The sequence below is a fragment of the Streptomyces sp. ID05-26A genome (genome assembly GCF_033794685.1).
Taxonomy (GTDB): Bacteria; Actinomycetota; Actinomycetes; order Mycobacteriales; family Pseudonocardiaceae; genus Lentzea.
Map to the genome: position 1 here is coordinate 299,594 of NZ_JARAYZ010000006.1, position 12,763 is coordinate 312,356.

A 12,763-nucleotide genomic window follows, 5' to 3' on the forward strand; every position below is an offset into this window, starting at 1 on the left:
CAGGGAACTGTCAGTGCCGCCTGTTTTGATGTCGCCCATGACTTTGAACCGCAGGTCCGTGTTCGGGCTGGGGACCGTCGCCGCCGCGACGGCCGTGCTCGGCTCCAACGGTGCAGCACAAGCGCAGGAAGACGCGGAGGTGGAGATCGAACGCTCGCCGGCGACGGCCGACCGGTCGCGCAAGCGCGTGGCCCAGGTCTACAAGCGGCAGGCTCGCAAGGCGCGCGGCAGCTGGTCGTCGCTGATCACGGTCGCCGACCTCGACGGCACGACGAAGTCCGCCGTGGACGAGAACGCCGACAAGGTCGTCGAGGCCTACAGCGTCAACAAGATCGCGGTCGCCGTCGCCGTGCTGGACAAGGTGGACCGCGGGCTGATCAAGCTCGACCAGACGGTCACGGTGTCGGCCGCGATCGTCATCCAGGACACCGACGGCATCTTCGCGCTTGACGGCGCGTACCCGAGCGAGGTCACCGTCGGCCACGCGTTGGCGAACCTGCTGACCGTTTCGGACAACACCGCGGTCCGCCTGTGCGGCCTGGTCGTGCCGGCGCTGGAGCTCAACGAGATCCTGCGGTCCAAGGGTTTCGTGCACACCCAGGTCGTCCCGGTCGCGAACCCGAACCGGTTCTTCCTCGGCACCACGACGGCGCGCGAGACGCACACGTTGCTGCAGAAGCTGGTCGATGGTCAGCTGCTCTCGGCCGCGTCCACCGCGTACCTGCTGAACATCCTGCGCGCCACCGCTAGCTTCACCGACGGCGTGCGGCTCAACCTCACGACGAACGAGCGGCTGCGCGTGGCCACGAAGGCCGGCTGGTTCGAGGACGGCCGCAACGAGGCCGGGATCATGTTCAGCGCGGACAACCGGGCGATCCTGATCTACTCGTTGTTCGCGTCGGGCGAGTTCTCCGGTGACAAGGCCGTGAACGACGAGGACTTCAGCACCACGCACCCGGCCGTCGCGGCCCGCGCGGAGCTCGGACGGTCGATGTTCGACGCCGTCATCAAGATCACGACCACGAAGCCGAAACACCGCGCAAAGGTTTACAGGTTCGTCAACGGCGGCTGATTCTGGAGAATTTCTCCCGAATCTGCTCCAAACAGCGCTGGTTCTCAGCTATACACGTACCAACGCCGGGGTCGGTCGTCGCCGCCGTCGACGACCGGCTTCCCCGCGTCGGTGTGGTTACAGCGCCGGTTCCACAACGTCGTGGTACCTGCGTGCCACCTCTTCGATCACCTCGTCGAAGTCCGCCGCCCAGATGGCCGCGTTGAAGATCTCCACCTCGACGTCCTTCGTGTATCCGGTCGCCGCGACCTGCCTGGTCAGGCGGGGCAGGTCGATGTCGCCGTCACCCGGATACCCGCGTCCGAGCAGGACGTCCGCGGGCACGGGCGTGAGCCAGTCGCACACCTGGTACGACGCGATGAGCCGTCCGGCGCGGGCGATCTGCTCGTCCACGGCGGGGTCCCACCACACGTGCAGCGCGTCCACGACGACACCGACCGACTCGTGCCGTTCGGCGATGTCGAGAGCCTGGGACAACGTCGACAGCACGCCGCGATCCGCGCAGAACACCGGGTGCATCGGCTCCAGCGCCAGGACCACGCCCGCCTGCGCCGCGTACACGGAGAGTTCCGCGATGGCGTCGGCGACGCGCTGACGTGCGCCGACGAGGTCCTTGTCACCCGCCACTCCCCCGACGACCATGACGAGCGTGTCGGTGCGCAACGCCGCCGCCTCGTCGATCGCGCGGCGGTTGTCGTCCAGGGCGCTCCGGTTGTCCACGGCGGTGAGGAACCCGCCACGGCACAACGACGACACCCTCAGCCCGGCGTCCGCGACGAGCTTCGCCGTGCGGTCGAGGCCGTGGTCGGCGACGGGGTCGCGCCACAGCCCGATGGACTCGATGCCGTGCCGCGCACAGCCCTCGACGGCTTCGGCGACCGTGGCGCGTTTGATCGTGGCCTGGTTCAGCGAGAGGCGAGCCATTCGCTCCACCGCCGTTCCACGAACTCCGGTTCGATCACGCCGGCGATCTCGGCGAGACGTTTCGCCTCGGCCAGGTGCTCGACGCTGCGCGCGGACTCCAGACCGCCGAGCAGCTGGAACCGTTCCTGGTGCCCGGCGAGCCACGCCAGGAACACGACGCCCGTCTTGTAGTAGTAGGTCGGCGCGCTGAACAGATGGCGGGACAACGGAACCGTCGGCGCCATGATGCGGTGGAACTCCTCGGTGTCGCCCTCGTCCAGCTTCGCCAGTGCCTTCGCGGCCACCGGCGCGATCGGGTCGAAGATGCCGAGCAGCGCGTGGCTGTACCCCTCGGCGTCGCCCGCGATCAGCTCCGGGTAGTTGAAGTCGTCGCCGGTGTAGCAGCGGACGCCCTCCGGCAACGCGCGCCGCAGCCCGATCTCGTGGCCGGCGTCGAGCAGCGAGACCTTCACACCGTCGACCTTGTCCGGCCGCGAGTGGATGATCTCCAGGAAGTTCCGGGTGGCCAGGGAGATGTCGGGTGAGCCCCAGTAGCCCTCGAGCTTCGGGTCGAACGCGGTGCCGAGCCAGTGCAGGACCACGGGTTCGCTGACGCGGTCGAGCAGTGTGCCGTAGACCTTCTCGTAGTCCTCCGGGCCCCGTGCGGCCGCCGCGAGCTGGCGTGAGCACATGAGCACCGGCTGGGCGCCGGCCTCCTGGACGACGTCGAGCTGTTCCAGGTAGGCGTTCAGCACGGCGTCGAGGCCGGGTTCGCCGTCGAGGTGGTCGGTCGCGACGCCCGCGCAGATCCTGCCCGTCTTCTCGGCGGCGCTGCGGCGGATGAGCTCGGCGGCCGTCGGCCAGTCGAGGCCCATGCCTCGTTGTGCGGTGTCCATGGCCTCGGCGACACCCAGGCCGTGCGACCAGAGGTGGTGCCGGAACGCCAGAGTGGCGTCCCAGTCCACGGTCCGCTCGTCCTTCGCCACCACGTGTGCCGCGGCGAACACGATGCGGCTAGACATCGGCGATCTCCACCCGGCGTCCCTCCGAAGAGGACCGCAGACCGGCCGCCGCCAGCGCGACACCCCGTGCGCCCGCGCGGAAGTCGTGCGGGAACGGCGCGCCTTCGTAGACGTGGCGCAGGAACTCCGCCCACTGCACCTTGAAGCCGTTGTCGAAGTCCTCGTTGTCCGGCACCTGCTGCCACTGGTCGCGGAACGGGTGCGTGACCGGCAGGTCCGGGTTCCACACCGGTTTCGGCGTGACGGCGCGGGGCTGCACGAAGCACTCGCGCAGTCCCGCGACCGCACTCCCCTCGGTGCCGTCCACTTGGAACTCGACGAGCTCGTCGCGGCGCACCCGCACGCACCAGGACGAGTTGATCTGGGCGATGACGCCGTTCTCGATCTCGAAGATCCCGTACGCGGCGTCGTCCGCGGTCGCCTCGTAGGCGTTGTCCTGCTCGTCCCACCGGGTTGGAATGTGCGTCACGGCCTTCGCGGTGACGGCCTCGACGCGGCCGAACAGGTCGTGCAGCAGGTAACTCCAGTGGCAGAACATGTCCGAGACGATGCCGCCGCCGTCCTGCGCCCGGTAGTTCCAGCTCGGGCGCTGCGCGGGCTGCCAGTCGCCCTCGAAGACCCAGTAGCCGAACTCGCCGCGCACGCTGAGGATCCGGCCGAAGAAGCCGCCGTCGATCAGCCGCTTGAGCTTGCGGATGCCCGGCAGGTACAGCTTGTCCGCCACCACGCCGTGCCGCAGGCCCCGCTCGTCGGCCAGGCGCGCGAGTCCCAGCGCCTGCTCGACCGTGTCGGACACCGGCTTCTCGGTGTAGACGTGCTTGCCCGCCTCGAGCGCCTTCGTGATCGACTCGACGTGCCTCGACGTGACCTGCGAGTCGAAGTAGATCTCGACCGACGGGTCGGCGAGCGCTCCGTCGAGGTCCGTCGTCCAGCGCGCGAGGTCGTGGCGCTCGGCGATCTCCTTGAGCTTGTCGGCGTTGCGGCCCACGAGGACCGGTTCCACCTTCAGCACGGTCCCGTCCCGCAACCGCACGCCCTCGTCGCGCAACGGCAGCAGGGACCGGACCAGGTGCTGGCGATATCCCATCCGCCCGGTGACGCCGTTGACCGCCACGCCAATGGTCCGAACCGCCATCGCACCTCCCTGGTAGCAGCGCTGGAAAGCGCTTTCCAACCACGCTAATCGGGGCGCTTCACGGACGTCAAGCTCCTCGCGAGTTAGTCTCAGCGCTCACATGTGTGTTGACGGAGGTGGTCGTGTCCGCCCGACAGGTGACGCTCGCCGAGGTGGCGAAGCAGGCGGGTGTGTCGTTGGCGACCGCTTCTCGCGTGCTCAACGGCAGCACGCGGCAGGTGAGCGAAGAGCTGAGCGAGCGCGTGCTGCGCACCGCGGAGGAGCTCGGTTACGTGCCGAACGCCTCGGCGCAGGCGCTGGCCCGCAACTCGAGCTCGCTGGTCGGGCTGGTGGTCCACGACATCACCGACCCGTACTTCTCCTGCATCGCGGCGGGGGTCACGCGGGTGGCCGAGGCCGCCGGGCTCTCCGTCGTCCTGGGGACGACCGGGCGTCGTCCTGAGCGTGAGGCGGAGCTGCTTTCTACTCTACGTGCGCATCGGGCGCGTGCGGTGGTGCTGGCGGGTTCCCGCACCACGGACCGTGCGGCGCAGTCCAGGCTGGCGACGGAGATCGACGCGTTCACCGAGCAGGGCGGCCGGGTGGCGTGCGTGTCGCAGGCGAAGCTCGGCACCGACACGGTCGTGCCCGGCAACAGGGCGGGTGGGCGCGCTCTCGCCCGTGCGCTCACGGAACTCGGGCACAAGAAGTTCGCCGTATTGGGTGGTCCTTCCGAACTGGTGGTGGCTCGCGACCGGCTGGCGGGGTTCAAGGCGGGCCTGACGGACGCCGGCATCGCACCGCCGGTGGTGGTCAACGGCGCGTTCACCCGGGACGGCGGGTACGAGGCCGCGATGGAGCTGCTGGCGTCGAAGTCGCGCACCACCTGCGTGTTCGCCGTCACCGACGTCATGGCGATGGGCGCGATGGCGGCGCTGCGCGAACGTGGCGTGCGGATCCCGGAGGACATGTCGATCGCCGGGTTCGACGACATCCCGACGCTGCGCGACACGGTGCCCGCTTTGTCCACCGTGCGGCTTCCGCTGGAGGAGATGGGCGAGATCGCCGCAGGTCTCGTGCTGGACGGCGGTGGTGACGAGGCCCGCACCGTCCGGGTGGCGGGTGAGGTGGTGCTCCGGGCCTCGACTGCCCACAATTAGACTCGTCTGGCTATTCACGTACTTAGTCACGAGGAGTTGAGCCGTCCCCATGGGGTCTGGCCCTGATTGGCATACCAGTCCGGTCGACCGTTCGCGCTGTTCGGGAGCGCGTAGGTGACCGGAATACTTCTGAGCGTGCTCGGTCTGCTCGCCGTCGTGGCGCTGACCGCGGGCACCTTCATCGCGGTGGCGGCGGAGTTCTCGCTGACCGCGCTGGAACGGAGCACCGTCGAACGTCACGTCGCCGAGGTCGGTGACGCGAAGGCGAAGACCATCGACCGTGCGCATCGCACTCTCTCGTTCCAGCTCTCCGGCGCCCAGCTCGCCATCACGCTGACCACGCTGATCACCGGTTACATCGCGGAGCCCGCGATCGCGAACCTGATCGAGCCCGGGCTGACCGCCGTCGGCGTGTCCGACCCGGTGGCCGACTGGTTGTCGCTGGCCCTGGCGCTGGCGATCGCCACGGCGTTGTCGATGGTGTTCGGCGAGCTGGTGCCCAAGAACCTGGCGATCGCGAAGCCCCTGGAGACCGCGCGCGGCGTGGTCGGCATCCAGGCGGGGTTCTCCACGGTTTTCCGCTGGTTGATCCACTGGATGAACAACTCGGCGAACTGGCTGGTCCGGCGCTTCGGCGTCGAGCCGGTCGAGGAGCTGGCGTCCGCGCGATCGCCGGAGGAACTGGGCGCGCTGGTCCGCACGTCGGCCGAGCACGGCACGCTGGACCGGGGCACCGCGGTGCTGCTGGGCCGCTCGCTGCGCTTCGGTGATCGGACGGCGGGAGAGCTGATGACGCCGCGTGTGCGCGTGGAGGCTCTCCGGGCCGACGCGACGGTGGCGGACCTCGTGCTGAAGGCGCGGGAGACCGGGTTCTCGCGGTTCCCCGTGCACAACGGCTCGTTGGACGAGGTGAGCGGGATCGTGCACGTGAAGCAGGCGTTCGGCGTGCCTTCCGCTCTGCGCGTGTCCACTCCCCTGTCGGCGTTGACGCGGCCCGTGTACTCGGTGCCGGAGACGCTGGAGGGGGACGCGCTGCTGGACCGGCTGCGCGCGTCCGGGCTGCAGACCGCGCTCGTCGTCGACGAGTACGGCGGCACGGCCGGGATGGTGACGCTGGAGGACGTGGTCGAGGAGATCGTCGGCGACGTCCGCGACGAGCACGACCGCGGTGAGGCGGCGCCCGTGCGGTCGCTGGGGTCGGACAGCTGGATCGTGTCCGGGCTGCTGCGCGACGACGAGGTGGCCGACGCGACCGGGTTCCAGATGCCCGAGGGTGACTACGAGACGCTGGCCGGCCTGGTGCTGGCGCGGCTCGGGCGGATCCCGGACGTCGGCGACGAGATCCGCGTCGACGGGTGGAGGGTGACCGTCATGAGGATGGACAAGCACCGCGTGGCCGAGCTCCGGGTGGTGTCGTCCTCGTGAACTTCCTCGTCATCGCTCTGCTGCTGGCGGGCAACGCGTTCTTCGTCGGCGCCGAGTTCGCGGTGATCACCGCGCGCCGGGACCGGCTGGAGGCACTGGCGGACAAGGGTTCCGCCCGCGCCCGCACCGCGATCAAGGCGTCGCAGGAGCTGCCGTTGCTGATCGCGGGCGCGCAGCTGGGCATCACGCTGTGCTCCCTGGGGCTCGGTGCGATCGCCGAGCCCGCGCTGGCGTCTGTGCTGGAGGGGCCCCTCAGCGCCGTTGGGCTGCCGTTGGCCGTGGTGCACGGTGTGGCGTTCGCGGTGGCGTTGGTCATCGTCGTCGCGCTGCACACGATCCTCGGTGAGATGGTGCCGAAGAACCTGGCGATCGCCGGTCCCGAACGGGCCGCGGTGTGGCTGGTCCCGGTGCACTACGGGTTCTCGCGGATGATCGCGCCGGCGTTGGCCCTGTTCACCGCCGTGGGCCGGTGGGTGCTGCGCCGGTTCGGCGTGGAGCCGGTCGACGAGCTGGAGTCGGCCTACACGAGCGACGAGCTCGCGTTGCTGATCGGGCAGTCCCGGTCGGAAGGGCTCCTGGAGGTCTCCGAACACCGGCGGCTCGCGCAGACGCTGTCGTCCGCCGCACGCACGGTGTCCAACGTCCTGGTGCCGCTCGACCGGCTGACAACGGTGTCCGCGACGCCGACCGTGGGCGAGATCGAGGCCGCCGTCGCGGCGACCGGGTTCTCGCGGTTCCCGGTGCTCGCCGACGCCGGACTGGTCGGGTACCTGCACGTCAAGGACGTGCTGGACCTGGAGGGCGCGGCGACGCTGGTGCCTCGTGACCGGGTGCGCGGACTGCCGGAGGTGCGCGCGAGCGCCCGGCTGGACGAGGCGCTGGCCGCGTTGCGCCGGGCGCAGTCGCACCTCGCGCGGGCAGTGTCGGCCGACGGTGTGGTGCTGGGTGTGGTGGCGCTGGAGGACCTGCTGGAGGAGTACGTGGGCACCGTGCGCGACGGCACCCACGTGCGCTGGGTCTAGGGCTCTAGGGCGCGGTGCGGATCTCCAGCATCACGCAGCCCTCTTCCGTCCGATAAGGACCGTGGGGCATTCCGGGGCGGCGGCTCGCGAAGTCGCCGCCCCGGAACGTTCTGCCCAGCGTCAGGTCGGTGAGGTCGCCCTCCAGGAGGTAGACCTCCTCGTGGTACTCGTGGCGGATCACGCCCGTGGTCTCGAGGCCCGGTTCCCAGCGCGCGATCCTCGTGAGGGTCGTGGTGTCCGGGTCGCGGCTCAGGACCCGTTCGGTGACGCCCGGATCGGCCGGGTGCCAGTCGAGTTCTCCGGTCGGGAAGAACTCGTGTTCCTCGCGCATCACAGCCTCCGGTTGGCGAGCACGGGCAGCTTCGCGCGCGCCTCTTCCACGAGCGTCAGGTCCACATCGGACAGGATGGTGCCGGGGGCGCCTTCGAGCCGTTCACGCACGGAACCCAGCGGGTCGATCACGGCGCTGCGGCCGATTCCCGTGGGGGCGGAGCCGTGGTCGGCGTCCGGGTCGGCCTGGCCGCAGGCGAGGACCCACGAGGTGGCGTCCAGCGCGCGGGCGCGGACCAGGAGGTCCCACTGGTCGGCCTTGCCGGGGCCCGCTCCCCAGGAGGCGCCGAGCAGGATGACCGGCGCGGTGTCGGCGAGGGTGCGGAAGAGTTCGGGGAACCTCACGTCGTAGCAGGTGGCGAGGCCGATCGTGGTGCCGTCGACCTCGAACGTCACCGGCTTGTCGCCGGGGGTGACGGTGTCGGACTCGCGGAAGCCGAACGCGTCGAACAGGTGGATCTTGGCGTAGCCGAGGTGCAGGCCGGCGCCGGTGACGAGCGTCGTGTTGGTGACCCGGTCGCCCTCGCCCGGGGTGAACATGCCGGCGACCACGACGACGCCGTGCTCGTCGGCGATCTCGCGGACGGCCTTCGCCCACGGGCCGTCGAGGGGTTCGGCGATCGGCTTCAGTGGCACGCCGAAACGGCACTGAGTGGCTTCCGGGAGGTGCACGACCCGTGCGCCGTTCGCGGCAGCACTGGCTACTTCGGCGCGCACGGTGGCAAGGTTCTCCTGCGGATCAGCGGTGGAGCTGATCTGGCAAAGCGCGAAGCGCATGATCCTCCTCTGGTATACATGTTGTATGCAATCCGCAGACTCGTTGTCCGGCAGGGAAAAGGCCTACGAGTTCCTGAAGGACACCATTCTCGCCGACCCCGAGATGCAGGGGCGGTTCATCAGCGAGCAGGACGTCGCCAACCAGATCGGCGTCTCCCGCACGCCGATCCGTGAGGCCCTGCTGCTGCTCGCGGCCGAAGACCTCGTGCAGCTCGTGCCGAAGAAGGGCGCGTACGTCGCGCCGTTGTCCTCGCGGCAGATCAGCGAGTTGATGGAGTTGCGCGGTGTCGTCGAGCGGTACGCGGCCGAGCGCACCATGGGCGAGGGCACGGTCCCGTTGCGGCAGATGCAGGAACTCATCGAGCAGCAGCGGTTCCTGGTCGAGGACGCGCGGCAGTTCATCGACGTCGACAGGCAGTTCCACGCGCTGCTGGTGGCGGCGACGGGCAACGACCTGCTGACGAAGACCTACGAGGGGTTGCGCGCACGGCAGGTGCGCGCGGGTGTCGTCGCGTTGTACCGGGCGCACGGCCGGCAGCAGGCCGTCATCGACGAGCACAACGAGATCGTGGCCGCGCTCGAGTCCGGAGACGTCGGCGCGGCCACCGCGGCGATCACCGCTCACTTGGACACCACGCTGAAGGTGCTGCTCAACGGCTGATCTGGGGGCTGAATCTCCTCCTCCGGCTGCGGGTCGTGACCGAGCCAGAGGCCGACGAGCGTCACCACGCACGCCACGGTGACGTAGAGACCGACGATCACCCACGTGCCGAATCCGGCCAGCAGTGCCGTGAAGAGCAACGGGGCGATGGCGCCGCCGATGACGCCGGCGAGCGTGTAGGCGAGCGAGCTTCCGGTGTAGCGCAGGCGTTCGGTGAACTGCTCGGCGATGAACGCGGCCTGCGGCCCGTACATGAACGCGTGGAAGGCCAGGCCCACCACGACGCCGAGCACGATCAGCGACCACGACCTCGTGTCGATCAGCGGGAAGAGCACGAACGGCCACACCGCGCCGAGCACGGCGGCCGCCGCGTACAGGCCGCGCCGGTTGACCTTGTCCGACAGCCAGCCGGCCAGCGGCATCAGGAACAGCTGGAAGCCCGAGGCGATCAGCACGGCGACGAGGCCGACGTTGCGCGGCAGCCCGAGCTGGGTCGTGAGGTAGGTCAGCACGAACACGGTGTGCAGCGCGTAGAGCACGTCCGGGCCGACGCGGCACAGCACGGCGGCGATCAACGGCCGGGTCTGCGTGCGGAACACCTCGCTGATCGGCGCGGTCGGGCGGTCGCCGCGGGCCTCGATCGCCTTGAAGACCGGGGTCTCCTCCAGCTTCACGCGGATCCACAGGCCGAAGATCACGAGCACCGCGGACAGCAGGAACGCCACGCGCCAGCCCCACGACATGAACGCGGCGTCCGACAGCGCGACGCCGAGGAGCGCGAGCACGCCGTTGGCCATCAGGTTGCCGGCGGGCGGGCCGATCTGGGCGGCGCTCGCCCAGAAGCCGCGTTGCTCCGGGTTGCCGTACTCGCTGGACAGCAGCACCGCGCCGCCCCACTCGCCACCGAGGCCGACGCCCTGCGCGAACCGCAGCACGACGAGCAGCACACCGGCTGCGGGGCCGATCGCGGCGTGCGTCGGCAGCAGGCCGATGAGCAGCGTCGCGATACCGGTGATCAGCAACGTCGTGACGAGCACGCGTTTGCGGCCGATCTTGTCGCCGAGGCGGCCGAACAGGAATCCGCCGAGCGGCCGGGACAGGTAGCCGACCGCGTACGTCGAGAACGCGAGCAGCGTCGCGGTGAGCGGTTCGGAGCTCGGGAAGAACAACGGGCCGAGCACGACGGCCGCGGCGACGTTGTAGATCGCGAAGTCGTACCACTCCAGGGCGGTACCGGAGAGCGAGGCCACGAAGGCACGTACCAGGGCGCTGCGGGGTACGTCCTGTGGTGCGGCTTGCGTTGAAGAGACTGGCGACATGCGGTAATACTGCCTGTATACAACTCGTATGCGCAAGGAGTACCGCATGTCTACCGTTCGTACACAGCTCGCCACGCTGCAGTTCGACCTGCCCGACGGGACCGTCGCCGAGGTCGCCGTGACGACCCTGCTCAACGGCGGCTACGCAGGTCGCAGCCAGGACGACGTGGCCGCTCACGTACGTGAACTCGCCGAACTGGGCGTGCCGGCGCCGTCCGTGACGCCGGGCCTCTACCCCGTCTCGCCGTACCTCGCGCAGCAGACCTCGACGGTGCCCGCGCAGCACGGCAGGACCTCGGGCGAGGCCGAGTGGGCGTTGGTGGTCACCGACGACGACGTCCTGCTGACCGTCGCATGCGACCACACGGACCGCGCGCTGGAAGTGCACGGCGTCGCGTGGAGCAAGAACGCCGGGCCGGACGTGCTGGGCCGCAGGGCGTGGCGGTTGTCCGAGGTGGCGGAGCGGATCGACTCGATCGAGCTGACGGCGTGGGCGGACGGCGCGGAGATCCAGCGGGGCACGCTGGCCGAGTTGCTGACCCCGCAGTACTGGGTGGAGCGGCTGCGCGACCTCGACCTGCTGCGGCCCGGCACGGTGCTGCTGTCCGGCACGATCCCGATGCACCACGGCGTGGACCAGTTCGCGTCGCGGTGGCGCGTCGAGCTGCGCGACCCGGCCACCGGGGACGTCCTCGACTGCGACTACGAGGTCACACGCCTGCCCGACCCCATCGGCTGAGCGCGGTAATTCAGTCCTCTGCCGCCACCGGCCTGCGGTACAAGGTGGAGATGAAGATTCGACGGGTGACCGAGGCCGACGCGGAGGAGCTGTTCCGGACCGTCACGGAGTCGCTCCCGCACCTGAGCCTGTGGATGCCGTGGGCGGCCGGCGGCTACGACGCGTCGATGCTCGCGGAGTTCCTCGCCGACGCCGAGGCCGGCTGGGAGCGCGGGACGTTGTTCCCCCACGCCATCACCGTCGACGACGCGATCGTCGGCCTGGTGACGGCGAACCGGAACGGCCGGGGCGACGACCTCGTGGAGATCGGCTACTGGCTGCACCCCGCCCACACCGGACGGGGCCACGTCACGGCGGCGACGGCGGAACTGGTCGAGTTCGCGTTCGCGCTGGAGGGCGTGCGCAGGGTCCAGATCTGGCACGACGAGGCCAACGTCGCGAGCAGCGGTGTGCCGCGGCGGCTCGGGTTCACCGAGATCGATCGCCGCACACCGCCGCGCGAACCCGCGATCGGCAACCGCGTCGGGGTGGACGTGGTGTGGGAGCTCCGGCGTTAGGACTCAAGACGCCAGCGACGCCTTGACCGCACGGGTGCCCTCGTCCGCGAGCACCTCGTCGGCACCGTTCTCGATCGCCCGCAGGACCTGCGAGACGACGTCCTCCGGCTGGACCTTGGGCCCGTCGATGTGCGCCGCCATGTCGGTGTCGATGTAGCCGACGTGCACGCCGACCACCCGGGTTCCCTGCTCCCGCAACGCATCCCGGGTGGACTTGGTGAACGACCACGCCGCCGCCTTGGACGCCGCGTAACCGCGCGCGGCCGGGTAGCCGAGCCACGACAGGATGCTCAGCACGTTGACGAGGGTGCCGCCGCCGTTGGCCTTCAGCACGGGCGCGAACGCGTCCGTCGTGCGCACGACCCCGTAGAAGTTGACCTCGAACTCCGCCTTGATGCTGTCCACGCCCTCGCCGGAGCCGGTCACGCCGGCGTTGTTGACGACGATCGTGACGTCTCCGAGCTCCTTCGCCGCGGCGGCGACGGACGCGTCGTCGGTCACGTCGAGCTGGACCGGGGTGACGCCCTCGTCCACGACGGACGCCGGATTGCGCGCGCCACCGTAGACCTTCGCCCCGCGCTTCACGAACTCCTGCGCGAACGCCCTGCCGAGTCCGCGGTTGGCTCCGGTCACCAGCACCGCTGCACCGTTGAAGTCCATCA

Annotated in this window: 14 protein-coding genes; 7 read left to right on the forward strand and 7 right to left on the reverse strand. The window is 69.9% G+C overall.

What is annotated here, in order from left to right; genetic code table 11:
* Positions 1–37 precede the first annotated feature (37 nt).
* A complete protein-coding gene (locus PV646_RS38835) occupies positions 38–1,072 on the forward strand; it encodes a serine hydrolase (RefSeq protein WP_500347456.1) in 1,035 nt (344 codons plus the stop codon).
* A gap of 117 nt (positions 1,073–1,189) precedes the next feature.
* On the opposite strand, the gene PV646_RS38840 is transcribed toward PV646_RS38835, so the two are convergent.
* Genes PV646_RS38840 through PV646_RS38850 form a run of 3 tightly spaced genes read right to left on the reverse strand, consistent with a single transcriptional unit; the run spans position 1,190 to position 4,132 of the window.
* Positions 1,190–1,996 (reverse strand): sugar phosphate isomerase/epimerase family protein, encoded by an 807-nt coding sequence (locus PV646_RS38840; RefSeq protein WP_500347457.1) that lies wholly within the window; start codon positions 1,994–1,996, stop codon positions 1,190–1,192.
* The gene (locus tag PV646_RS38845) at positions 1,978–2,997 is read right to left on the reverse strand and encodes a dihydrodipicolinate synthase family protein (protein WP_500347459.1); all 1,020 of its coding nucleotides are present in this window, start codon (positions 2,995–2,997) and stop codon (positions 1,978–1,980) included. Before PV646_RS38845 ends, PV646_RS38840 begins: the two co-directional genes overlap by 19 nt.
* Positions 2,990–4,132 (reverse strand): Gfo/Idh/MocA family protein, encoded by a 1,143-nt coding sequence (locus PV646_RS38850; protein ID WP_500347461.1) that lies wholly within the window; start codon positions 4,130–4,132, stop codon positions 2,990–2,992. The genes PV646_RS38845 and PV646_RS38850 overlap by 8 nt, the downstream gene beginning before the upstream one ends.
* A gap of 122 nt (positions 4,133–4,254) precedes the next feature.
* Between PV646_RS38850 and PV646_RS38855 the strand changes: the two genes are divergently transcribed.
* From PV646_RS38855 to PV646_RS38865, 3 genes are all read left to right on the forward strand, one after another.
* Entirely contained in the window at positions 4,255–5,271 is a 1,017-nt protein-coding gene (locus tag PV646_RS38855) for a LacI family DNA-binding transcriptional regulator (protein WP_500347463.1), read from the forward strand.
* Between the two features lie 114 nt (positions 5,272–5,385).
* Positions 5,386–6,696, forward strand: coding sequence for a hemolysin family protein (locus PV646_RS38860; RefSeq protein ID WP_500347465.1), 1,311 nt, complete (start codon positions 5,386–5,388; stop codon positions 6,694–6,696).
* Positions 6,693–7,718: a hemolysin family protein gene (locus PV646_RS38865; RefSeq protein WP_500347467.1), complete on the forward strand. Its 1,026-nt coding sequence runs from the start codon at positions 6,693–6,695 to the stop codon at positions 7,716–7,718. The genes PV646_RS38860 and PV646_RS38865 overlap by 4 nt, the downstream gene beginning before the upstream one ends.
* 4 nt (positions 7,719–7,722) lie before the next feature.
* Here the strand turns inward: PV646_RS38865 and PV646_RS38870 are convergent, their stop codons facing one another.
* Together PV646_RS38870 and PV646_RS38875 are read right to left on the reverse strand one after the other, a co-directional pair.
* On the reverse strand, positions 7,723–8,049 hold the full coding sequence (locus PV646_RS38870) for a cupin domain-containing protein (protein WP_500347469.1): 327 nt from the start codon (positions 8,047–8,049) through the stop codon (positions 7,723–7,725).
* A complete protein-coding gene (locus PV646_RS38875) occupies positions 8,049–8,825 on the reverse strand; it encodes a carbon-nitrogen hydrolase family protein (protein ID WP_500347470.1) in 777 nt (258 codons plus the stop codon). Before PV646_RS38875 ends, PV646_RS38870 begins: the two co-directional genes overlap by 1 nt.
* Positions 8,826–8,850: 25 nt before the next feature.
* Between PV646_RS38875 and PV646_RS38880 the strand changes: the two genes are divergently transcribed.
* Positions 8,851–9,486 carry a GntR family transcriptional regulator gene (locus tag PV646_RS38880; protein WP_500347472.1) on the forward strand — a complete coding sequence of 212 codons (636 nt, stop codon included), beginning with the start codon at positions 8,851–8,853 and terminating at the stop codon, positions 9,484–9,486.
* Here the strand turns inward: PV646_RS38880 and PV646_RS38885 are convergent.
* Complete coding sequence (locus tag PV646_RS38885; protein ID WP_500347474.1) at positions 9,447–10,805, reverse strand: MFS transporter; 1,359 nt, start codon at positions 10,803–10,805, stop codon at positions 9,447–9,449. The two genes, PV646_RS38880 and PV646_RS38885, sit on opposite strands and share 40 nt — an antisense overlap.
* 46 nt (positions 10,806–10,851) lie before the next feature.
* Between PV646_RS38885 and PV646_RS38890 the strand changes: the two genes are divergently transcribed.
* Complete coding sequence (locus tag PV646_RS38890) at positions 10,852–11,544, forward strand: DUF2848 domain-containing protein (RefSeq protein ID WP_500347476.1); 693 nt, start codon at positions 10,852–10,854, stop codon at positions 11,542–11,544.
* A 50-nt stretch (positions 11,545–11,594) separates the two neighbouring features.
* On the forward strand, positions 11,595–12,101 hold the full coding sequence (locus PV646_RS38895; RefSeq protein WP_500347478.1) for a GNAT family N-acetyltransferase: 507 nt from the start codon (positions 11,595–11,597) through the stop codon (positions 12,099–12,101).
* A 3-nt stretch (positions 12,102–12,104) separates the two neighbouring features.
* Here PV646_RS38895 and PV646_RS38900 read toward each other — a convergent pair whose 3' ends face one another.
* Complete coding sequence (locus PV646_RS38900) at positions 12,105–12,761, reverse strand: SDR family oxidoreductase (protein WP_500347480.1); 657 nt, start codon at positions 12,759–12,761, stop codon at positions 12,105–12,107.
* Between the last annotated feature and the right edge of the window lie 2 nt (positions 12,762–12,763).